At 68.8% G+C, this 21,419-nt stretch carries 23 protein-coding genes and 2 pseudogenes; 13 read left to right on the top strand and 12 right to left on the bottom strand.

Annotated features, from left to right (window positions below; all coding sequences use genetic code 11):
* The first annotated feature begins 155 nt into the window (after positions 1-155).
* Positions 156-392, top strand: coding sequence for a 30S ribosomal protein S18 (rpsR, locus tag O3Q52_RS02280; RefSeq protein ID WP_003949403.1), 237 nt, complete (start codon positions 156-158; stop codon positions 390-392).
* An 18-nt stretch (positions 393-410) separates the two neighbouring features.
* Positions 411-857: a 50S ribosomal protein L9 gene (gene rplI, locus O3Q52_RS02275; RefSeq protein ID WP_055610620.1), complete on the top strand. Its 447-nt coding sequence runs from the start codon at positions 411-413 to the stop codon at positions 855-857.
* A gap of 222 nt (positions 858-1,079) precedes the next feature.
* On the opposite strand, the gene O3Q52_RS02270 is transcribed toward rplI, so the two are convergent.
* Positions 1,080-2,417 (bottom strand): MATE family efflux transporter, encoded by a 1,338-nt coding sequence (locus O3Q52_RS02270; protein ID WP_269647073.1) that lies wholly within the window; start codon positions 2,415-2,417, stop codon positions 1,080-1,082.
* A gap of 459 nt (positions 2,418-2,876) precedes the next feature.
* On the opposite strand from O3Q52_RS02270, the gene dnaB reads away from it, so the two are divergent.
* Positions 2,877-4,352, top strand: a complete 1,476-nt coding sequence (dnaB, locus tag O3Q52_RS02265; RefSeq protein WP_269647072.1) for a replicative DNA helicase — start codon at positions 2,877-2,879, stop codon at positions 4,350-4,352.
* A 46-nt stretch (positions 4,353-4,398) separates the two neighbouring features.
* Here the strand turns inward: dnaB and O3Q52_RS02260 are convergent, their stop codons facing one another.
* Both O3Q52_RS02260 and O3Q52_RS02255 read right to left on the bottom strand, forming a co-directional pair.
* Positions 4,399-4,962: a dihydrofolate reductase family protein gene (locus O3Q52_RS02260; RefSeq protein ID WP_269647071.1), complete on the bottom strand. Its 564-nt coding sequence runs from the start codon at positions 4,960-4,962 to the stop codon at positions 4,399-4,401.
* Between the two features lie 171 nt (positions 4,963-5,133).
* Positions 5,134-5,718: a helix-turn-helix domain-containing protein gene (locus O3Q52_RS02255; protein WP_269647070.1), complete on the bottom strand. Its 585-nt coding sequence runs from the start codon at positions 5,716-5,718 to the stop codon at positions 5,134-5,136.
* A gap of 132 nt (positions 5,719-5,850) precedes the next feature.
* Here O3Q52_RS02255 and O3Q52_RS02250 point away from each other — a divergent pair, with 132 nt between their 5' ends.
* Positions 5,851-6,453, top strand: coding sequence for a bifunctional 2-polyprenyl-6-hydroxyphenol methylase/3-demethylubiquinol 3-O-methyltransferase UbiG (locus tag O3Q52_RS02250; RefSeq protein ID WP_269647076.1), 603 nt, complete (start codon positions 5,851-5,853; stop codon positions 6,451-6,453).
* Between the two features lie 81 nt (positions 6,454-6,534).
* Positions 6,535-7,920: a serine hydrolase gene (locus O3Q52_RS02245; protein WP_269647069.1), complete on the top strand. Its 1,386-nt coding sequence runs from the start codon at positions 6,535-6,537 to the stop codon at positions 7,918-7,920.
* A gap of 111 nt (positions 7,921-8,031) precedes the next feature.
* Here O3Q52_RS02245 and O3Q52_RS02240 read toward each other — a convergent pair whose 3' ends face one another.
* Both O3Q52_RS02240 and O3Q52_RS02235 read right to left on the bottom strand, forming a co-directional pair.
* On the bottom strand, positions 8,032-8,484 hold the full coding sequence (locus O3Q52_RS02240; protein ID WP_269647068.1) for a GNAT family N-acetyltransferase: 453 nt from the start codon (positions 8,482-8,484) through the stop codon (positions 8,032-8,034).
* A gap of 99 nt (positions 8,485-8,583) precedes the next feature.
* Complete coding sequence (locus tag O3Q52_RS02235; protein ID WP_269647067.1) at positions 8,584-9,048, bottom strand: MarR family winged helix-turn-helix transcriptional regulator; 465 nt, start codon at positions 9,046-9,048, stop codon at positions 8,584-8,586.
* Positions 9,049-9,188: 140 nt separating this feature from the next.
* On the opposite strand from O3Q52_RS02235, the gene O3Q52_RS02230 reads away from it, so the two are divergent.
* Both O3Q52_RS02230 and O3Q52_RS02225 read left to right on the top strand, forming a co-directional pair.
* A complete protein-coding gene (locus O3Q52_RS02230) occupies positions 9,189-10,418 on the top strand; it encodes an MFS transporter (RefSeq protein WP_269647066.1) in 1,230 nt (409 codons plus the stop codon).
* A gap of 183 nt (positions 10,419-10,601) precedes the next feature.
* A pseudogene (locus O3Q52_RS02225) lies at positions 10,602-11,020 on the top strand (heme-binding protein).
* Positions 11,021-11,192: 172 nt separating this feature from the next.
* Here O3Q52_RS02225 and O3Q52_RS02220 read toward each other — a convergent pair.
* Positions 11,193-12,059: a GNAT family N-acetyltransferase gene (locus O3Q52_RS02220; protein ID WP_269647065.1), complete on the bottom strand. Its 867-nt coding sequence runs from the start codon at positions 12,057-12,059 to the stop codon at positions 11,193-11,195.
* A 143-nt stretch (positions 12,060-12,202) separates the two neighbouring features.
* Positions 12,203-12,301, bottom strand: a pseudogene (locus O3Q52_RS02215) (DUF2269 domain-containing protein); the annotation flags it as partial.
* A gap of 76 nt (positions 12,302-12,377) precedes the next feature.
* Between O3Q52_RS02215 and O3Q52_RS02210 the strand changes: the two are divergent.
* Together O3Q52_RS02210 and O3Q52_RS02205 are read left to right on the top strand one after the other, a co-directional pair.
* Positions 12,378-13,010, top strand: a complete 633-nt coding sequence (locus O3Q52_RS02210) for an HAD family phosphatase (protein ID WP_269647064.1) — start codon at positions 12,378-12,380, stop codon at positions 13,008-13,010.
* A 422-nt stretch (positions 13,011-13,432) separates the two neighbouring features.
* Positions 13,433-15,157, top strand: coding sequence for a globin domain-containing protein (locus O3Q52_RS02205; RefSeq protein ID WP_269647063.1), 1,725 nt, complete (start codon positions 13,433-13,435; stop codon positions 15,155-15,157).
* Between the two features lie 102 nt (positions 15,158-15,259).
* On the opposite strand, the gene O3Q52_RS02200 is transcribed toward O3Q52_RS02205, so the two are convergent.
* The 5 genes from O3Q52_RS02200 to O3Q52_RS02180 all read right to left on the bottom strand — a co-directional run bounded on the left by O3Q52_RS02200 (position 15,260) and on the right by O3Q52_RS02180 (position 18,952).
* Complete coding sequence (locus O3Q52_RS02200; protein ID WP_189841553.1) at positions 15,260-15,742, bottom strand: NUDIX domain-containing protein; 483 nt, start codon at positions 15,740-15,742, stop codon at positions 15,260-15,262.
* A 66-nt stretch (positions 15,743-15,808) separates the two neighbouring features.
* Positions 15,809-16,714, bottom strand: a complete 906-nt coding sequence (locus O3Q52_RS02195; protein ID WP_269647062.1) for a LysR family transcriptional regulator — start codon at positions 16,712-16,714, stop codon at positions 15,809-15,811.
* Positions 16,715-16,911: 197 nt separating this feature from the next.
* A complete protein-coding gene (locus O3Q52_RS02190) occupies positions 16,912-18,066 on the bottom strand; it encodes a cystathionine gamma-lyase (RefSeq protein ID WP_269647061.1) in 1,155 nt (384 codons plus the stop codon).
* Positions 18,063-18,566 carry a low molecular weight protein-tyrosine-phosphatase gene (locus tag O3Q52_RS02185; RefSeq protein WP_269647060.1) on the bottom strand — a complete coding sequence of 168 codons (504 nt, stop codon included), beginning with the start codon at positions 18,564-18,566 and terminating at the stop codon, positions 18,063-18,065. The genes O3Q52_RS02190 and O3Q52_RS02185 overlap by 4 nt, the downstream gene beginning before the upstream one ends.
* An 8-nt stretch (positions 18,567-18,574) precedes the next feature.
* Positions 18,575-18,952, bottom strand: a complete 378-nt coding sequence (locus tag O3Q52_RS02180; protein ID WP_200397025.1) for a phage holin family protein — start codon at positions 18,950-18,952, stop codon at positions 18,575-18,577.
* Between the two features lie 60 nt (positions 18,953-19,012).
* Between O3Q52_RS02180 and O3Q52_RS02175 the strand changes: the two genes are divergently transcribed.
* The 4 genes from O3Q52_RS02175 to O3Q52_RS02160 all read left to right on the top strand — a co-directional run bounded on the left by O3Q52_RS02175 (position 19,013) and on the right by O3Q52_RS02160 (position 21,273).
* Positions 19,013-19,330, top strand: coding sequence for a cupin domain-containing protein (locus O3Q52_RS02175; protein ID WP_269647059.1), 318 nt, complete (start codon positions 19,013-19,015; stop codon positions 19,328-19,330).
* A 174-nt stretch (positions 19,331-19,504) separates the two neighbouring features.
* A complete protein-coding gene (locus tag O3Q52_RS02170; RefSeq protein ID WP_055610300.1) occupies positions 19,505-19,717 on the top strand; it encodes a DUF5326 family protein in 213 nt (70 codons plus the stop codon).
* Between the two features lie 212 nt (positions 19,718-19,929).
* Positions 19,930-20,733 carry an IclR family transcriptional regulator gene (locus tag O3Q52_RS02165; RefSeq protein ID WP_269647058.1) on the top strand — a complete coding sequence of 268 codons (804 nt, stop codon included), beginning with the start codon at positions 19,930-19,932 and terminating at the stop codon, positions 20,731-20,733.
* A 99-nt stretch (positions 20,734-20,832) separates the two neighbouring features.
* Entirely contained in the window at positions 20,833-21,273 is a 441-nt protein-coding gene (locus tag O3Q52_RS02160; protein WP_055610301.1) for an SsgA family sporulation/cell division regulator, read from the top strand.
* Positions 21,274-21,419: the final 146 nt, after the last annotated feature.

Genomic DNA, 21,419 nt, shown 5'->3' with positions numbered 1-21,419 from the left:
GTTGCCGCGGCGGTACGACGGGCGGCTGGGGCGGGAGCTCCGGCGGTGGCGCTGCCGGCGGCTCCGGCGGCGGCTACTCGGACGAGCCCCCCTTCTAGCCCCCGGGCTGAGGGTGGGCCGTACCCACACTTCTTGATCACACAGGAGAAACACACATGGCGAAGCCGCCTGTGCGCAAGCCTAAGAAGAAGGTCTGCGCATTCTGCAAGGACAAGGTCACGTACGTGGACTACAAGGACACGAACATGCTGCGGAAGTTCATTTCCGACCGCGGCAAGATCCGTGCCCGCCGCGTGACCGGCAACTGCACGCAGCACCAGCGTGACGTCGCCACGGCTGTGAAGAACAGCCGTGAGATGGCGCTGCTGCCCTACACCTCCACCGCGCGATAAGGGAAGGGTGACCGAAACATGAAGATCATCCTCACCCACGAGGTCTCCGGCCTCGGCGCCGCGGGCGACGTCGTCGACGTCAAGGACGGTTACGCTCGCAACTACCTGATCCCGCGGAACTTCGCGATCCGCTGGACCAAGGGTGGCGAGAAGGACGTCGAGCAGATTCGTCGCGCTCGCAAGATCCACGAGATCCAGACCATCGAGCAGGCCAACGAGATCAAGGCCCGCCTCGAAGGTGTGAAGGTCCGTCTGGCCGTCCGCTCCGGCGACGCCGGTCGTCTCTTCGGTTCCGTCACCCCGGCTGACGTCGCCTCGGCGATCAAGGCTTCCGGTGGCCCCGACGTCGACAAGCGCCGCATCGAGCTGGGCTCGCCGATCAAGACGCTGGGCGCTCACGAGACGTCTGTGCGTCTGCACCCCGAGGTTGCCGCCAAGGTCAACATCGAGGTCGTCGCCGCGTAAGCGGTGCGCTAGCAGTGCATGTGAGGGCCGCACCCCAAGGGTGCGGCCCTCACTGTTTGCCCTGGCCTCCGGGAAGGGAGCGCCTCCGGCAGGACTCTCTCAGCCGACGGTGTTTCACGTGAAACAAAGCGAATCCGTCGTCGGGGAACGGTGCGGAATGCTCGTTGTTTCACGTGAAACCGAGCGACCTCACGTGCCTTCGTGACGCCGGAGCGGGTTTGCTCAGTGCGTGGCGCCTGTGACGATCCAGCGACCCGAGCGGGTGCGCAGCCACAGGGTCAGCATCCGCACGGTCATCATGAGGGTCATCGCTCCCCAGACCGCGGTCAGCCCGCCGCCGAATACGGGCACGAGCAGTGCCACAGGAGCGAAGACGGCCAGGGTGAGGATCATGGCCCATGCGAGATACGGGCCGTCCCCCGCTCCCATCAGGACGCCGTCCAGGACGAAGACGATCCCGCAGATCGGCTGCGAGAGCGCCACCATGAGCAGGGCGGGCAGCGCGGTGTCGTGGACGACCGAGTCGCTGGTGAAGAGCGGCAGGAACAGCGGTCGGCTGACGATCACCAGCCCGCCGAGCACAACGCCGACGGCGATGCCCCACTCCACCATGCGGCGGCAGACATCGCGGGCTCCCTGGGCGTCTCCCGCACCGAGATAGCGGCCGATGATGGCCTGACCAGCGATGGCGATCGCGTCGAGGGCGAAGGCGAGCAGGCTCCACAGCGACAGGATGATCTGGTGCGCGGCGACATCGGCGTCTCCGAGCCGGGCCGCGACGGCGGTGGCAATCATCAGGATCGCGCGCAGAGAGAGAGTGCGGAACAGCAGCGGTGCGCCGGCCTGGGCGCAGGCACGTATCCCGGCGGCGTCGGGCCGCAGGGATGCCCCGTGCTTCCGCGCTCCGCGGACCACCACGAGGAGGTACACAGCGGCCATGCCGTACTGGGCGATGACGGTTCCCCAGGCGGAGCCGGCGATGCCCAGGTCCGCGCCGTAGACGAGGCCCACGTTGAGGGCACCGTTGGCGACGAAGCCCGCGATGGCGACGTAGAGGGGTGTCTTGGTGTCCTGTAGGCCACGGAGGACACCGGTGGCGGCGAGGACGACGAGCATCGCGGGGATGCCGAGGGCCGAGATGCGCAGATAGGTGGTGGCGTAGGGGGCTGCGGTGTCAGAGGCGCCGAAGAGTTCCACCAGGGTGGGTGCGGTGGGCAGGACGACGGCGATGACGGCGGCGCCGAGCAGCAGTGCCAGCCAGATGCCGTCCATGCCCTGGCGGATCGCGGCCTGGAGGTCGCCTGCTCCGACCCGTCGGGCAACGGCGGCCGTGGTGGCGTACGCGAGGAAGACGAAGATGCTCACGGCTGTGACGAGGAGAGCCGAGGCGATGCCGAGACCGGCGAGTTGTGCGGTGCCGAGATGGCCGACGATCGCGGTGTCCACCATGAGGAAGAGAGGCTCGGCTATGAGTGCGCCGAAGGCCGGAACGGCCAGCGCGACGATCTCTCGGTCGTGCCGTCGCCGGGCGGCCTTGGGTGCCGCGGGAGCCTGTGTCATGCGCATCAATGTAATCTTCCACAGGTAAGAGATACAAGTGTCCTATGACCCTTACCTTCGGTCGCGTGAGACGCGCTGCCCGGCGCCATTCGCGTCGATCTTGATCCGACCGGGAAAGTTTTTCTTCTGCACAGCCGGTGGACGGGATATGCGCAGGTCAGGATAGGTGCGGAAATGATGCTGAGTGCTTGTTCACAGGCCTGTCCACCGGGTCGTGCACAGGTTTTGCCGGGTTCTCCACAGCATCGGGGCCGTCGTCCACATGGCCTGTGGATAACCAGATTGGCTGACGGTGCCCGCGGGCCTACCGTGGTGCGGCACCCGCTCGCTTCTCCGTCCTCGGAAACCTCACAAAACCGACGCGTCAGAACCGGAGTTGGGCATCTCATTTGTCAGTGTCGTGCCGTAGGAATGAGGGGCACGGCGAGGTCCGCTCGGCGGACGGGAGGAGGTGGCCCGGTGAGTATTTCCGAGCCCTTGGACGATCCGTGGGCCGACAGCGGTCCCAGTGATCGTCTGCCCGCCTCCCGCCAGCGCCGCGACGGTGGCCGGGGCAGAGACGACCAGCACGACCGCGGTCCGGACAACGGAGCCTGGGACGGCGGGGGTTCGGCATTCGAGCGAGTGCCGCCGCAGGATCTGGACGCCGAGCAGTCCGTTCTCGGCGGCATGCTGCTCTCGAAGGACGCCATCGCCGATGTGGTCGAGGTGCTCAAGGGCCACGACTTCTACCGGCCGGCGCACGAGACCATCTACGGCTCGATCCTCGACCTCTACGCGAAGGGCGAGCCGGCCGACCCGATCACGGTCGCCGCCGAGCTCACCAAGCGCGGCGAGATCACCAAGGTCGGCGGCGCCTCGTATCTGCACACCCTGGTCCAGACGGTCCCGACGGCGGCGAACGCCGAGTACTACGCGGAGATCGTTCATGAGCGGGCCGTGCTGCGCCGCCTGGTCGAGGCCGGTACACGCATCACGCAGATGGGGTACGCGGCCGACGGCGACGTGGACGAGATCGTCAACAGCGCCCAGGCCGAGATCTACGCGGTCACCGAGCAGCGCACCACCGAGGACTATCTGCCGCTCGGCGACATCATGGAGGGCGCGCTCGACGAGATCGAGGCGATCGGTTCGCGATCGGGGGAGATGACCGGTGTGCCGACGGGCTTCACCGACCTCGACCAGCTCACCAACGGTCTGCACCCGGGCCAGATGATCATCATCGCCGCCCGTCCCGCCATGGGTAAGTCGACGCTGGCGCTGGACTTCGCACGGGCCTGCTCGATCAAGCACAACATGCCGAGCGTGATCTTCTCGCTCGAAATGGGCCGCAACGAGATCGCGATGCGTCTGCTCTCCGCCGAGGCGCGCGTGGCCCTGCACCACATGCGTTCGGGGACGATGACCGACGAGGACTGGACCCGGCTCGCGCGCCGGATGCCGGACGTCTCGGCCGCTCCCCTCTACATCGACGACTCTCCGAACCTGTCGATGATGGAGATCCGCGCCAAGTGCCGTCGCCTCAAGCAGCGTGCCGATCTGAAGCTCGTGGTCATCGACTATCTGCAGCTCATGCAGTCCGGCGGCAAGCGGTCCGAGAGCCGACAGCAGGAAGTCTCCGACATGTCGCGAAACCTGAAGCTGCTCGCCAAGGAGCTGGAGCTGCCGGTGATCGCGCTGTCGCAGCTGAACCGTGGTCCCGAGCAGCGCACTGACAAGAAGCCCATGGTCTCCGACCTGCGTGAATCCGGGTCGATCGAGCAGGACGCGGACATGGTGATCCTGCTGCACCGCGAGGACGCGTACGAGAAGGAGTCGCCGCGCGCCGGCGAGGCGGACATCATCGTGGGCAAGCACCGTAACGGCCCGACGGCCACGATCACGGTCGCCTTCCAGGGCCACTACTCGCGCTTCGTGGACATGGCACAGACCTGATCGTCTTGATTGCAGGGGCTCAGATGTCGAGTCGCGTGACGGGCGCTCAGCGCCTCGTCTCGTACCTGGTCAGGAGCACGCCGCAGGGAAACGTCCGCGTCTCCACCAGGTTCAGGTTCACCCAGCTGTCCAGCGCGGTGAAGAACGGCGTTCCGCCGCCCACCAGGACCGGCGCGGTGGCCAGCACGTACTCGTCGATCAGCCCGGCCCGCATGGCCGCCCCGGCGAGCGTCGCGCCGCCGATGGCCATCGGGCCGCCGTCCTCGGCCTTGAGCCGGGTGATCTCGGCGACCGCGTCGCCGGTGACCAGGCGGGTGTTCCAGTCGACCTTGTCGATCGTCGAGGAGAACACCGCCTTCGACATGTCCCGCCAGCGGCGCGCGAACTCGATCTGCGCCGGGGTGGCGTTGGGCTGCTGGTCGCCGGTCGGCCAGTGGGAGCTCATCGTCTGCCACAGCTTGCGCCCGTACAGCGACAGGTCGGTCGCCTCCAACTGGTCGGACCAGAACTGGAACAGCTCGTCGCTCGGCACGCCCCAGCCGATGTCGTCGCCGGGCGCGGCGATGTAGCCGTCCAGGGACAGGTTCATGCCGTAGATCAGTTTCCGCATGGCGCCAGCCTTCCGTGAGTCGGTCTCACGCGTACAGACCGGCGCGGCGCGGGAAACTCATCGGCGCACGATCTGAGCTCGCATGTAGTCCTCTTGCTCGGTGGCTCAGCCACAGACTCATCGTTCCGCCGAGGTCTACAGTCCGCCCGGACAGCGACCAGGGCGCGGCGGTCAGTCGCGTCGGTAGCGGGCCCTGATGTGGAAGCGTTCGCCCTGGGGGCCGAGGATGCTCAGGAACTCCACCGGCCGTTCGTCGGCGTTGCCGAACCAGTGCGGGAGGTGGGTGTCGAATTCGGCGACCTCGCCCGTGGTGAGGACGAGGTCCTGGTCGGCGAGTACGAGGCGCAGTCGTCCGTTGAGGACGTACAACCAGTGGTACCCCTGGTGTGAGCGGGGATCCGGTTCGCGGTCGGTCGGGCCAGCCGGGAGGATCTGTTTGAACGCCTGCAGCCCGCCGGGTTTGCGGGTCAGTGGGATGACGGTCATGCCGTTGCGGGTGAACGGCTGCGGGTATACCCGCGGGTCGAGGCCGGGCGGGGAGCCGACGAGTTCGTCGAGGGGCATCTGATACGCCTTGGCCAGGGGCAACAGCAGTTCCAGGCCCGGCTTGCGGTGTCCGGACTCCAGCCGGGACAGGGTGCTGACCGGAATGCCGGTGGTCTCCGACAGGGCGGTCAGGGTGGCCCCGCTGCGGCGCCGCAACTCGCGCAGCCGTGGCCCGACCGCGGCCAGCACGGTGTCGAACTCGTCACTCATGCGTTCACTGTGCCCACGCTTTTGCAGTTCTCGCAAAGAACTTTGTCGGTTCGTCATGGGCGGGGACAGGTTGATGGCAGGCCATGGACGACCGGCGCCATGGCAGCCGACCCACGATGCGAGGCACAGGCGATGGACGCACAGTTCTGGGACGAGATGTATCGCAGCCGCGACCAGGTCTTCAGCGGCCGCCCCAACGGAGTGCTCGTCACCGGGGTCACCGACCTGGCGCCGGGACAGGCGCTCGACGTCGGATGCGGTGAAGGCGCCGATGCCCTCTGGCTGGCCCGACACGGCTGGCAGATCACCGCGGTCGACATCTCGACGACCGCCCTGCAGCGCGCGGCCGCCGCTGCCGCGGACATCGAGGGTCGTGTGGCCTGGACACGGGCCGACCTGAACATCACGCCGCCCCCGGCCGACGCGTTCGACCTGGTGTCCGTCCAGTACTTTCCGCTCTTGATCCAGCCGGATCACACCGCCCTGCGTGGCCTGCTCAACGCCGTCGCACCCGGCGGCACCCTGCTCTTCGTCGGCCACGACCTCGCCGACCTGTCCCCGAGCCCGGAGCAGGGCTTCGACCCAGGCGACTACTACCAGCCGGACGACATCGCCAAGCTCCTCGACCACGACTGGACCGTCCTGATCAATGAAACCCGCCCACGGACAGCTCCCGCACCCGTCGGCACCCACCACACCCACGACACCGTCCTGCGCGCGCAACGCCCGCTGTGATCCGTGATCCGTGGGTCGCGAGATTCCGCAGCGGGCTCAAATGCGCTCGACGCGGGACGCCGGGGCAGGTGGACTTGGGCCATGACGACACCTGCGGAAGAACTGCTTCCCGCCACGCGCCGGGCCCTGCTGCACCGAATCGCCACCGCTCAGACGGAAGGGCGGGCGCCGTCGTTGGTTGCGGCGGTCGTCCGAGGTGGTGAGACGGTGTGGCACGGTTCCCGCACCTCGGTGGACGGGCACGGGCCGGACGAGAACGTGCAGTACAGGATCGGTTCGATCACCAAGACGTTCACCGCCGTCCTGGTGCTGCGGCTGCGCGACGAGGGCATCCTGGACCTGGGGGATCCGCTGGAGAAGCATCTTCCGGGCACCGGCGCGGGGGAGGCGACGATCGCCGAACTCCTTGCGCACACAAGCGGATTGGCGGCCGAATCGCCCGCCCCCTGGTGGGAGCGCACTCCCGGATCACTGCGTCCTGAACTCGCAGACGTGCTGGGCGAACAGCCGCACCGGCATCCCGTCGGACGTCGGTTCCACTACTCGAACCCCGGTTACACGTTGCTGGGCGCGCTGGTCGAGGAGCTGAGGGGTGTCCCGTGGGAAGAGGCCCTGCGGAACGAGGTGCTCGAACCGCTGGGGCTGCACCGCACGGGTGCGGAGCCTCAAGCACCGCACGCGGGCGGCTGGGCCGTGCATCCCTGGGCGGACGTGATGCTGCCCGAGCCCGTCGAGGACCTGGGCCGGATGGCACCGGCCGGCCAACTCTGGTCGACCACTGGCGACTTGGCACGCTTCGCAGCCTTCCTGGCCAAGGGCGACGACCGGGTGCTGAGCGAGGCGTCCGTACGAGAGATGCGTGCACCCGCCGCGCCGGCCGAAGCCGAAGAGGTGGCGGCCGGCAGCGCGTACGGCCTCGGTATGCAGGTCCAGTACCGGGACGGCCGGATGCTCGCGGGGCACTCCGGTTCCCTCCCCGGCTTCCTCGCCGGTCTCATGATCAGCGTCGAGGACGAACTGGCCGCCGTCGTGCTCGCCAACTGCACCTCTGGCCCGCCGGTGTTCACGGTCGCCGCCGATCTCGTACGCATCGTCGCCGAGGCCGAGCCCGGGATCCCCGAGCCGTGGCGGCCGCTGCCCGAGGTCGACCGTTCCGTACTGGAGTTGGCGGGACCCTGGTACTGGGGAACGCACGCCTCCGCGCTGCGCCTCATGGCCGACGGGGGTGTCTCGCTCGGGCCGCTGTCCGGCAACGGCCGACGTTCTCGTTTCAGGGCCAACGGAGACGGAACCTGGACGGGACTCGACGGCTACTACGCGGGCGAGGCTCTGAGGGCCGTACGGCGCCCCGACGGATCGGTGGACCACCTGGACCTCGGGTCGTTCGTGTTCGCGCGGCAGCCGTACGAGGAGGGGGCTTCCGTGCCGGGCGGTGTGGATCCTGAGGGCTGGCGCGGGATCCGTTAGCCGCCCCGCGATGGGAGAGCGGCACGGTGAGGGGCGTGATGTTTCACGTGAAACAGCGCGTTCCTCACCGCAACATGGCCTTGCGCATCGACTCGGCGGCCGCGATTCGCCTCAGAGTTGGAGCTTGAACCCGACGTGGGATGCCGTGAAGCCGAGCCGTTCGTAGAACCGGCGGGCGTCGGTGCGGCTGACGTCGGAGGTCAGCTGCACCAACTGGCAGCCCTCGCTCCGGGAACGGTCGATCGCCCACTCGATGAAGCGGGTGCCCAGGCCGCTGCCGCGCTCGTCGGCATGGACGCGTACGCCTTCGATTATCGAGCGGGTCGCACCCTTGCGGGACAGCCCCGGAATGATCGTGAGTTGGAGCGTGCCGACGACACGGCCCTCGCGTGCGGCGACGACCAGATTCTGGTTCGGATCGTCGCGCAGGCGCTCCAGGGCGGCCAGATAGGGGCTCAGGTCGTCAGGTGACTCGCGCTGCGCTCCCAGAGGGTCGTCGGCGAGCATCGCGACGATGGCAGGGACGTCGTCCGGGACAGCCGGTCGTATCTCAAGATCTCCCATGGCAGCACCCTACGCAGACGTGCCCCTGCGCCGACGTGCCCCTGCGTGGACGTGACCCGACGCCGGCGTGTCACAGCGCGCGCAGGGTGGCCGCGCTCGTCACGCGGGCGTCGGCGCGCTCGCCGACTCGACGACGCGGACCAGCGGGGCCAGCTCGGGATTCAGGGCCGCTGCGTCGAGTGCCTCGCGCAGGGCGGCGTCATTGGTGGGCCGGGCTTCGTCGAGGAGCTTGAGGCCCGCCTCGCTGACGTTCGTGTAGATGCCGCGGCGATCGGTCGGGCACAGGTAGCGCAAGAGCAGCCCGCGGTCCTCCAGGCGGGTCACCAGTCGCGTGGTGGCGCTCTGGCTGAGGACGACCGCGTCGGCGACCTGCTTCATCTGGAGATGGCCGCCGTCGCCGTCGTGCTGACGGCTGAGGACGTCGAGCAGTGAGTACTCGCGCACGCTCAGGTCGTGCTTGGTCTGCAGGGCCCGTTCGATGTGGGCCTCGATCCTCCCGTGCAGCAGGGAGAGGGCGCACCAGCCCTGGGCGAGGGCGGTGAGCGCGGGGTCCGTCGCTGTCATGGCGTTCTCCTCCGTACCGGAGCGGCTGAGACCAGGATAGAGCACTCGCGCAATAGTCCGCGCTTGCAATTAATCGGCGTCTGCAAGTATTGTCAACGCACGTAAAGCGCTCCTGCAATCGTCTGGGAAGGTTCTCCCCCATGCCTCTCGCGCTTCTTGCCCTCGCGATCGGGGCCTTCGGAATCGGAACCACCGAGTTCGTGATCATGGGTTTGCTGCCCGAGGTCGCGGGTGACTTCGGTGTCTCGATCCCCACCGCGGGCTTCCTCGTGACCGGCTACGCGCTCGGCGTCATGTTCGGCGCGCCGCTCATGACGGTCCTCGGCACCAAGGTCTCCCGCAAGCGGATGCTGATGCTCCTGATGGGGCTCTTCATCGTCGGCAACCTGCTCTCCGCCGTCGCTCCCAACTTCACCGTGATGCTGATCGGCCGCGTGGTCGCCTCGCTCGCGCACGGTGCCTTCTTCGGCATCGGCTCGGTCGTCGCCGCGGACCTCGTCGCGCCCGACAAGAAGGCCGGCGCCATCTCGATGATGTTCACCGGCCTGACCGTCGCCAACGTCGTCGGCGTACCGCTGGGCACCCTCATCGGCCAGTCCGTCGGCTGGCGCGTGACGTTCACGATCGTCGCGGCCCTGGGCCTCCTCGGCCTGGCGGGCATCGCCAAGCTCGTCCCCGACATGGCCAAGCCGGAAGGCGTGCGCCTGCGTCACGAGCTGGCCGCGTTCAAGAACGTTCAGGTGTTGCTCGCGATGGCGATGACCGTCCTCGGCTTCGGCGGAGTCTTCGCGGCCATCACCTACATCGCGCCGATGATGACGCACGTGGGCGGCTTCGCCGACGGCTCCGTCACCTGGCTGCTCGTCCTCTTCGGCATCGGCATGGTCGGCGGCAACCTCGTCGGCGGCAGGTTCGCCGACCGCGCGCTGATGCCGATGCTGTACGTCTCCCTGGGCTCCCTCGCGGTCGTACTCGCGCTCTTCACGCTCACCGCGCACAACAAGATCGCGGCGGCCGTGACCATCGCGCTGATCGGTGCCCTCGGGTTCGCCACCGTGCCGCCGCTCCAGAAGCGGGTGCTCGACCAGGCGCACGGCGCCCCGACGCTCGCCTCCGCCGTGAATATCGGTGCCTTCAACCTCGGCAACGCCCTCTCCGCCTGGCTCGGCGGCCTCGTCATCGCGGGCGGCCTCGGCTACACCGCCCCCAACTGGGTCGGCGCGATCCTCGCCGCCGCCGCCCTCGTGCTGGCCGTCCTCTCGGCCGCTCTGGAGCGCCGGTCCGACGCCACCAACACCGCCGACGGCCTGATCGTCACCGGGGCGGCGTCGGCGGAGTCCGGGCAGCAGCAGGCCGCTGTTCACCACTGACCCGCTGCCTGGGCGGTCTCATCCGCCCTGGTGTGGTCGGCTGCCGGGCCAGGGCTGTCCCGGTGGCCGACCGAAGCCCGAGCAAGCCTTCACCCGCATCTCAGCGGACCGCGGCCCCCACATGCCACCACCCGGCAAACCGCCACCCCCACACAGCACCACCCATCAAGGAGAAACAAGCTCATGAGCACCACCACTGTCACCCCGCTGACCATCCAGGACGCCGAGGCTCTCGTGACGCCGCCCGTCGCGCCGCGGAAGCCGCCGACGTGAAGGTCAGCGTCACTGTCCTCGACGCGGGCGGCCACCTTCTCGCCTTCCGGCGCGACGACCGGGCCGTACTGATCTCCGGTGAGACCAGCACCCGCAAGGCCTACACGGCACTGCAGATGGACACCCCCACCGCCGACCTCGTCGACGCCGTGCAGCCGGGTGGGCTCTTCCACACCCTGCCCACCGCCCTCGACCGCCCGCTGCTTTTCATCGCGGGCGGTGTCCCGGTCCACCGCGACGGCCGCCTGATCGGCGCGATCGGCGTCGGCGGCGGCGCGCCGGAGCAGGACCACTCCTTCGCCACCGCCGCGCTGAAGACGCTCGCCTAGGAGCGCTCGAAAGCGCCGTAGCGCCGGGAAACACCGAAACGCCTGCCCTATCCGGGGCAGGCGTTTCGGTATGCCGCCAGCTCTCGACCGCCGAGCTCAACCGCGGAGTTCTCAGAGGCTCAGCTCTCGACCGCCGAGCTCTCCGACGTCGGCCGAACTCACCCTCGGCCCTTCAGCCCGCCGCCACCGTGAGCGGAGCGAACCGCCGCGTCCAGTCGCCCGGCAACTCCGCGATGCCGTACGTCATGACCGCGTTGAAGCCCGTGGGTGCGAGCCCGCGCTCCTTCACCCACGCCAGCAACTCCTCGTGCCGTACGTCGATGTCGGTGCGCAACGGCCCGTCGACGTGGGCGGCCAGCGAGGCGATGAGCGCCTTGGCCGTCTCCGTGTCCCGGGCGATCAGCGGGCCCACGACATGGTTGTCCAGGTTGGGCCAGGCGGCCGCGTAGCCGATGACCCGGCCGTCCTCCTCGGCGACACGCAACTGGTCGGCGAAGGCGGGCAGGCGCGTGATCATGTGCGTGCGGTCGGTACCGAAGACCTCTTCGTCGAGCCGGAGGATCGCGGTGAGGTCCTCGGCGGTGGCCGCACGCGTGGCGACTTCGGGCTCAGGGCCGCCCGGGACGAAGTGGCCGCGGACCATCTCGGCCCGTCCGGTGGTCTTGAACCCCAGTTCCTCGTAGAGAGGGCGCCCGTACGGCGTCGCGTGCAGCGTCATCGGTGTGGTGCCCAAGTCGCCGACGACATGCCGCATCAGCCTGCGTCCGATGCCCTGGCGGGCGTGCCGCTCGGCGACCAGCACCATGCCGATCGCGGCCAGGGCGGGGCGGTCCTGGGGCCCGTACGAGGTCACGACGCAGGCGGTGACGAGGCCCCCGTCGGGGTCGTCGATGCCGTAACCCGTGCCGGCCGTGAGCAGGAGGCCCCACTTGTGTTCCTCGCGGGGCCAGCCGCGGTTCTCGGAGAGATCGGCGCAGGCGGAGAGATCGCGTGGCGTCAGACGGCGGATGGGCTGGAAGGCGGGGGAAGGAGTCGACACGCAGGTCAGGCTGTCTGAGATGCCCGCTCGGCGTCCACCGGTTTCCGGGCAGTCGCACTGATCTTTTGCCCACGCGACTTCTGCCTGCCTGACTTCTGCCCTGCCGACTTCTGCTCACGCAGCCTCGTCCACGCCGGGTCAGTCCCCAGAGCGAGCAGCCCGAGCGTGAGCCCGAGCCAGCCCGCGGAGGCGGCTACATGGACGACGAGGGTGGCCCGGCGTGCGGGGCGGCTTAGTTTCACGTGAAACACCGTGCCGGGCGGGAGTGGAAAGTACGTCTGCCGACGGGAGTAACCCCACGTACTAGCCTCGGCGTACATGGCGAGACTTCATCTCTTCGATCTGGACGGGACCTTGCTGCACGGCACCTCGGCGCCCGTGGAGATCTCCCGACAGCTCGGTCTGGAAGCCGAGACCGTGGCGCTCGACGAGGCGATCGGCGTGGGTCTCATAGGCCCGCCGGAGTACGCGGCGCAGGTACACGCTCTCTGGAGGGACCTCACCGAGGCGCATGTGGCGACCGCTTTCGCGAGTGCGCCGTGGCTGGAGGGCATCCAGGACGTCTGGGCGGAGATCAGGGGGAGCGGCGACTACTGCGCCGTCGTCTCGCTCTCACCCTCCTTCTTCGTCGAGCGGTTGACGGGCTGGGGCGCCCACGCGGCGTACGGATCACGCTTCCCCGCGGTGCCGTTCACCGAGCCGGTGAACCCTGCCGGGATCCTGAGCGCGGCGGCCAAGGTGCGGATAGCGGACCGGCTCTGCGCGGAGTTCGGGGTGGCGAGGGCCGACTGCGTCGCATACGGCGACTCGATGTCGGACAGGGACCTGTTCGGGGTGGTTCCGGTATCCGTCGCCGTCAATGCGGATCTGCATCTGAAAGGTCTCGCCACCCACTCCTACGTAGGGCGGGATCTGCGGGATGCCTACGAATTGGTGCGCCCTGCCCGGTAATTGAAGGATTCGGCGGTCCGGTCCCCTCTCAATTCCCGACGTGGGGAAGTGGGGACTTGTGTGCCGGACAGCGGCCGGTATGGTCGACTCCGGTTCGTGTCCGGTGTGATGTCCGCGCATCCCGCCAGGGCGAACAAAGGGCAATGCAGCCTAACGGGACAGAGAGATCGAAGACCCGCATTTCCGGTTACATGGCCGGGGTGTTGGCACAGGGTGAGATGCTGCGATGGCGGTAGTGCGGCCAATGTCACACTCTCGGCTTACTTGTCCGTAGGGTGCGGGATTCCGAGGTTCAATGTGGCCGCCATGGGGCGACGGGGCGGAGCGGAACGGGGAAGCAAGCAGTCTGCGGGGGAAAGCAGGCATCTTCCGATCGAGGAAGTGCGCAGACCGACCGAAAGATGTTCGAGGCGAGGCACAACATGGACGCTCCGACCACCACGTCGGCCGACAACGGCACTTCAGGGGGTAGCGGCGGGAGCGGCTGGTTCACGCCGCACAAGCCGCCGGAGCCGCCCGCGGGCGGCGAGCAGGAGGCGCCCGAGGGACCCGAGGGCCACCGCCTGGCCGCGTTGCGCCCCGTCGGGAGGCCCGCGCCGGGCGCCGACGCCACGACGCGGCAACGAATACCCCCTGCCGACGAGACCGTCTCCGACACCGAACGGGCCGACACCGGAGCCACGGCCGTGCACGGCCGCCACGCGGGCTCCCCTGACGGCGGCCATGCCCACGGCGACCCCACCGGCGCCAGGCCCGAGCCTGCCGAGGCTCCCCATGCCGACACCTCCCGTGCCGACGCCCCTCAAGCCTGGGCCGCTCATGCCGGAGCTGCTCCTGCCGGCCAGACCGCGACGCCGGCCATGACGCACGAGGCGACACCCTCCCCACAGGCCTACACAGGTCTCGCCTCCCCGCAGGCCCACGCCGCTCCTCCCACCCCACCGGGGCCCGACCATGTGGCGCCCCGCGTTCCCGACCAGCGCTCCACCCCTGCCCCCGCCGCCGCAGCCGTTCCTGCCCCCGCCCAGGCCGCCTCCCCGGACGCCGTCCTCATCCGTCGGACCATGGCCGAGGTGGGCCCCGTCGCCGACAAGGTCACCTCGTACTTCTACGCGCTGCTCTTCGTGCGGCACCCGGAGCTGCGCCAGCTCTTCCCCGCCGCGATGGACACTCAGCGGGACCGGCTCCTGCGGGCACTGCTGACCGCGGCCGAGCACATAGACAACACCGAGGTCCTGGTCGCGTATCTGCAGAACCTCGGTCGGGGCCACCGCAAGTACGGCACCCGCCCCGAGCACTACCCGGCTGTCGGCGAGTGCCTGATCGGCTCGCTCAGCCGGTTCGCCTCGTCGGTCTGGGACGGGGAGACCGAGGCCGCCTGGGTCCGGGCGTACACGACGATCTCGCAGGTCATGATCGACGCCGCGGCCGCCGACGAACTGCGGGCCCCGGCCTGGTGGCACGCCGAAGTGATCTCGCACGACCTGAGGACCGCGGACGTCGCCGTCATCACGGTCCGCCCCGACCAGCCGTACCCCTTCCTCGCCGGGCAGTACGCGAGCGTGGAGACCCCTTGGTGGCCGCGGATCTGGCGGCACTACTCGTTCGCCTCGGCGCCCCGCTCCGACGGACTGCTGTCGTTCCATGTGAAGGCGATCCCGGCGGGCTGGGTCTCCAACGCACTCGTGCACCGCGCCCGCCCCGGCGACGTCATCCGGCTCGGCCCCCCGGCCGGCTCGATGACCGTCGACCACACCACCGACAGCGGCCTGCTCTGCCTGGGCGGCGGTACCGGCATAGCGCCGATAAAGGCCCTGGTCGAGGACGTCGCAGAACACGGCGAGCGGCGCCCGGTCGAGGTGTTCTACGGAGCCCGCACCGATCACGACCTGTACGACATCGACACGATGCTCCGGCTCCAGCAGAGCCACCCCTGGCTCGCGGTGCGCCCGATAGTCGACCAGCACGGGCATCTGCACCTCCCCGACGCCGTACGCGAGTACGGGCCGTGGAACGAGTACGACGCGTATCTGTCGGGCCCGCCCGGCATGATCCGCAGCGGCGTCGACGCGCTCAGGGACATCGGCATCCCGTCGGAGAGGATCCGTCACGACGCGGTGGAAGAACTCGTCGTGACCGGACACTGACTCCGAGCCAAGAGCTACGCAGGCAGTGGACCCGATCCCTGGCACGGGCAGGGGCGACCCAGGCCCGAACCGGGGCCCGGCCCGGATCCGAGGCGCGGGCCGTCAGCCCAGATCGGGTGCGTGCATCGCCAGTACGCCCTCGATGTTCCCGTCGAGATAGTGCCGCAGCGACAGCGGTACGAGATGGACGGAAGCGATGCCCACGCGGGTGAAGGGGATCCGCACGATCTCGTACTCCCCGCAGGGCTCGTCGATCTCGGGGCCATGGCGCAGCGACGGGTCCATGGATTCCAGGCGGCAGACGAAGAAGTGCTGGACCTTCACGCCGGTCGTTCTGGCGTTGTCGCCGATGTGCTCGACGGTGTCGACGAAGCAGGGCACCACATCGGTGATCTTGGCGCCGAGTTCCTCGTGCACCTCACGATGAAGTGCGTCGACGACGGTCGTGTCCTCCGGCTCGACCCCGCCGCCGGGTGTCAGCCAGTAGGGATCGACGCCGGGCTTGGTCCGCTTGATGAGGACCAGGTCATTGCCGTCCAGTAGGACGGCCCGGGCGGTGCGCTTGACCACGGGTCGGACGGTCATGGGAGAAATGTGGCCCAGTTGGTTCCACGTGAAACATCGCACTCTTGACGAGGTGATGCATCTTGGTCATGACCAGTCTATGGCGGCGCGCATGAGCCACTCGTGAGCCCGCGCGATATGCGGCATGGCCAGTGTGCCGGTGCGCACCACCAGGAAGTACGTACGAAGCGGAGGCACTGCGGGTTCGGTCAGCGCGACCACGTCTCCCCGCTCCAGAGCCGGTGCGCACAGATAGCGCGGCAACACCGCGAGCCCGGCGCCGGTGGTTGCGCAGGCGAGGACAGCGCGCAGGTCGGGGACGATGACGGTGCCCGAGGCGGCCGGGCGGGAGTCGAAGACGGAGGCCCAGTAGCGGGCGACGAACGGCAGTGACTCGTGCACCTCCACCACGGGGAAGTTCTCCAGGGAGGGCTCGCCCTGGTGACGTAACGAGCCGGAGTCGAGGCGGTCGGCCCAGCGCGGGGCGGCGACCAGGACGTGCTCCTCGTCGCAGAGCGGAGTCGCGGTGAGCAGGGAGCCGCGTGGGCGGGCCGTACTGATGGCCAGATCGTGATGCCCGGCGGCAAGCCCTTCCAGGGTCTCCTCCGCATTTCCGAAGGAGGCGCGCAGCGCGAAGCCCTGGCCGTCGTCCCCGGTCAGCTCGGTGAGCGCGGGCAGCGCGCGTTCGGCGGTGAACTCCGGAGGGCCGGCGAGATGGAGCGTGCGTACGGAGGAGTCCTCGTCGAGGCCGGTCTCGGTGATCTCCACCAGGGCGTCGAGATGGGGCGCCGCCTTGTGGGCGAGTTCGTCGCCCATGGTCGTAGGGGTCACTCCACGGGCCTGACGCAGGAAGAGAGGGCGTCCCAGCTGCCGTTCGAGGGTCCGGATCTGGGAGGTGACGGCAGGCTGCGAGAGGCCCAGCAGGGCGGCCGCGCGGGTGAAGGAGCCGGCCCGGTGCACGGTCACGAAGGTCCGCAGCAAGGCCAGATCCATGGCGTCCCTTCTCCCTCAGCTCCCCGGAAGCCCCCAACTATAAATATGTCGATAGGTCTCTGTCGCTACTGTGATTGGACACTGACACAGAGTCAACTAGCCTTGTTCGCGCGGTTCTTCGCGCGCAGAACCGGGACGGTCCGAGCCACGAGGGGGGAGGCTCGGACCGTCCGCCGTACGGGCCCGCTACTGACGGATCACTCAGAAGACGCTGGCCGCGAGGACTCGTCGAGCGCGCGCAGTACATCGGCCACGAGGTCCTGAGGATCCTCGGCACCGGCCGAGAAACGGACGAAGCCCTCCGGCACCGCGTCACCGCCCCAGCGGCCGCGCCGCTCGGCCGTCGACCGCACACCGCCGAAGCTGGTCGCGTCGTCCACCAGCCGCAGCGCGTCGAGAAAACGGTCGGCACGCGCGCGCGTGGGCAGCGTGAACGACACCACGCACCCGAAGCGCCGCATCTGCTGCGAGGCGATCTTGTGCGACGGGTCGCCGGGCAGCCCCGGATAGCGGACCCCGAGGTCCTCGTGACGGTCGCGCAGAGCCTCGGCGATCACCAGCGCATTGGCGTTCTGCCGGTCCACGCGCAGTTGGAGCGTCGCGATGGAGCGGTGCGCGAGCCACGCCTCCATGGGCCCCGGAATCGCCCCGACGATCTTGCGCCAGCGCCGTACGGAGGCCATCGCCGCGGCGTCGCCACCGGTGACGTACCCCAGGAGGATGTCGCCGTGCCCGGTGAGCTGCTTGGTGCCGCTGGCCACGGAGAAGTCGGCGCCCAGCTCCAGCGGGCGCTGCCCGAGCGGGGTCGCCAGGGTGTTGTCGACGGCGACCAGGCAGCCGCGCGCGTGCGCCGCCTCGACGAGCCGCCGTACGTCGCACACGTCGAGCCCCGGGTTCGACGGGGTCTCGATCCACAGCAGCTTCGCGCCGTCGAGGACATCGAGCTGGGCGTCGCCGCCGGTCGGGGCGGTGCGCACCTCGATCCCGTACGCCCCCAACTGCGCGCGCACGAGCGGCAGCACCTGGTAGCCGTCGTCGGGCAGCACGACCGTGTCGCCGGCGCTCAGCTGGGAGAAGAGGACGGCCGAGATGGCGGCCATGCCGGAGGCGAAGACGAGCGTTTCGACGTCGTCCCGCCCCGGCGCCTCCAGTTCGCCGATGGCGCGCTCCAGGTGGGTCCAGGTCGGGTTCTCGTCGCGGCCGTAGGTGTACGGGCCCGTGGGGTCGCCCGGCAGATGGAAGTGGGCGGCGAAGACCGGCCCCGGGAGGGTCGGCTCGTGCTTGACGGGCTCGGGCAGCCCCGCCCGCACCGCGCGTGTGCCGTCACCGGCTCCTGTAACGGAATCTGTCATGCCGCCTGTCCCTCCACTTGCTCCCGTACCGCGGCGAGCAGGCCGGGGCTCGCCGCCTCCACCATCTCAAGACACTCCTCGAAGCCGTCCAGGCCCCCGTAGTAGGGGTCCGGCACGTCGAGGTCGGCCCCCGAGGCCGACGCGACGGCAGGGTCGTACGAGCGCAGCAGCCGCACCTTCTGGTCGTCCGCCTCAGTGGGGGCGAGGCGGCGCAGGGCCCGCAGGTGGCCGGCGTCGAGGGCTATGACCAGGTCGAGCCGGGTGAACCAGTCGGCGTGGAACTGGCGGGCCGCATGGCCGCCTTCGTAGCCGGCGGCTTCGAGGACGGAGACGGTGCGCGGGTCGGCGCCGTCACCCTCGTGCCAGCCGCCGGTGCCGGCGCTGTCCACCTCGACCAGGCCGTCCAGCCCTGCCTCCGCCACCCGCGCGCGGAAGACGGACTCGGCCATCGGGGAGCGGCAGATGTTGCCGGTGCAGACGAAGCACACGCGATAGGGCATCAGATCGCTCAGTCCTTGTCGGGGAGGACGACGTTCAGCGCCCAGGAGACGATGGAGATGATCAGGCCGCCCAGAACGGCGGTCCAGAAGCCCTCGACATGGAAGCTCAGGTCGAGCTTGTCCGCCAGCCACGAGGTGAGCAGCAGCATCAGGGCGTTGATCACCAGCGTGATCAGGCCGAGCGTCAGAATGAACAGCGGGAACGTGAGCACCTGCACGATCGGCTTGACCAGGAAGTTGACCAGGCCGAAGACAAGGGCGACCAGCAGCAGCGTGCCTATCTCCTTGCCCGTGCTGTCACCGGACAGGGTGATCTTGTCGAGCAGCCACACGGCGACGGCCAGGGCGCCGGCGTTGGCGATCGTCTTGACTACGAAATTCTTCATGTGTCTGATCGTGACAGACGAGATCGACTACGAGCAGCGGGGCAAGGGCGGACAAGGGCGATGAAGGTATTCCGGCTTGACGAACTGGAGGCGGAGCGCGCCGCCAACGACGGCGCGTACCTCCAGTTCCTGCGGGAGAAGAACATGTCGGTCGGCCTGTACGCGCTGGACGCGGGCACCCAGGACCCTCAGCAGCCCCACCGCCAGGACGAGGTGTACTTCGTCGTCAGCGGCCGCGCGGCGATCACGGTCGGCATGGAGACGACCCAGGTGGCACGCGGCAGCGTCGTCTACGTGCCTGCGGGGGTGGCCCACAAGTTCCACCACATCAGCGAGGATCTGCGGGTTGTGGTGGTCTTCTCTCCGCCCGAGAGCTGACCTCCGCCTCAGGGTTCCCTAGGGGAACGTTCAGGGGAGGACAAGGGGTGCGAGGCCCCCGTCGGCACCCCTGCCGCGCCTAGCATCGAGGGCAGGACATTCAAGACCCGTCATCCTTCGGGAGCGGGCTCGGACAGCACTCGGAAACGGGCAGAGAGACAAGGAACAAGGGCGATGCGAGAGATCTTCGCGGGTATGCCGTGGTGGATTAAGTGGGTCGCGGTGCCGGTCATCGCCCTGGTCGTGTTCGGCGGCCTGATAGCGAGCGTCGTCGGTTTCGTGATCGGCCTGCTCTTCAAGCTGCTGGTCTTCGTGGCGCTGGTCGGCGGACTGATCTACGTCGTACGGAAGTTCATGTCGAGCTCCTCGTCGAGGAGCGACTGGTAGGCAAGGGAGACCCGCCGGTCGGCAACCGGCCGGCGGTAACAGGAACCGCCAGTTCCCTCGGGCGAGGGAAGTTTCGGCACAGGCCGTCTGTGAGCGGTGGCAGACGGTTAAAGTCCGGAATTCGACGCGGGGTTGATTCCCGCGAGCGGCGCTCTGATCCCTCCCGTGTTACCCCCGCACGGGCGGCCCCCCTCGCGCTTCGGGAGTAACCCTTGGCCACGGTTGACACCGCACCCGCAGGACCGCACGTCCCTTCCTCCGAACCGCATCCCACGACCCTCATCGGATCCGTGCAGCGTGCGATGCGCCTCTTGGAGTCCGTCGCCCGCCATGAACACGGGGCGCCCGCGAAACAGCTCGCCCGTGAGGCCGGGCTCGCCCTGCCCACGGCGTACCACCTGCTGCGCACCCTGGCCCACGAGGGGTATCTGCGCCGGGAGAAGGGCCTTTTCTTCCTCGGTGAGGCGGTCGAGCGGTTGACCAACAGCGGTGCCCAGCAGAAACGTCGCAGCATGGTCGCCGACGCACTCGCGCAGTGCCGTGACTCGATCGGCGCGCCCGTGTACTACGCGCTCTACCGTGACGGTGAGATCGAGGTCCAGTGCGTCGCCGACACCCCGGCCAATCCCGCCGTCGAGGAGTGGGCCGACTTCCGCGAGACGGGTCACGCGCACGCGATCGGCCAGTGTCTGCTGTCCCAGCTCGACGACGATGCCCGTCGGGACCACGTCGACCGTTACTCCGTCCGGTCCATCACGCCATATACGGTGCGTGACGATCGAACCCTGTTGCGACGCCTCGAATCGGCGCGACGCATGCAGCCCGTGATCGAGCGTCAGGAGTACGCGCTGGGCACGGTCTGCGCCGCGATTCCCATCACTGTGGGCAGTACTGCGGCCACGATCGCCATTTCCCTGCCGGCCCACCAGGCCGACCGACTGCTGCCGGCGGCACGCCGATTGCAGAGCGAGATCGGCAGGCTGCTGGGCACGCTCTCGCTCTCTATCAGCATCTGAAAACTCACTCCTTGTGATCTGGTGTGTACGTTCAGCAAGATGCCAGCAGTGTCAGGTGGATGATTCCCGGCCAGTCGAAGGCGAACGACGGGGTAGGCGATGCGCGAGTCGGTAGTACAGGCAGAGGTCATGATGAGCTTCGTCGTCTCGGAGGAGCTCTCCTTTCGCATCCCGGTGGAGTTGCGCTACGAGACCTGTGATCCCTATGCCGTGCGGCTGACCTTCCACCTGCCCGGTGATGCCCCGGTGACCTGGGCCTTCGGCCGGGAGCTGCTGATCGACGGGGTGGGCCGGGCCTGTGGGGACGGTGATGTGCACATCGCTCCCGCCGACACCGAGGGGTTCGGCGATGTGCTGATCCGGCTTCAGGTGGGCGGCGACCACGCGTTGTTCCGCTGCGGGACGGCGCCGCTGTTGGCGTTCCTCGACCGTACGGACCGGCTGGTGCCGCTGGGCCAGGAGCGTTCCCTCGCGGACTTCGACACACACCTCGACGAGGCGCTGAACCGCATCCTGGCGGAGGAACAGAGCGCCGGATGAAGCGATACGGGGCAGGCGTGACGCCGCCTCGCTGTACGTCGTCCCGTACGGGTGTGACGCGAGCTCATCCCACCCGGCGTCGCCCGTACGTCATACCGCTTGTTGCTTCGCTGCTGTGCGGGCTGCTGTAACGCTTCTTCTCAAGT

It is taken from the genome of Streptomyces sp. ActVer, assembly GCF_027270795.1.
Lineage (GTDB): Bacteria > Actinomycetota > Actinomycetes > Streptomycetales > Streptomycetaceae > Streptomyces > Streptomyces umbrinus_A.
The sequence above is the reverse complement of the archived record's forward strand: the minus strand, read 5'-3'. Positions and strand labels throughout refer to the sequence as shown.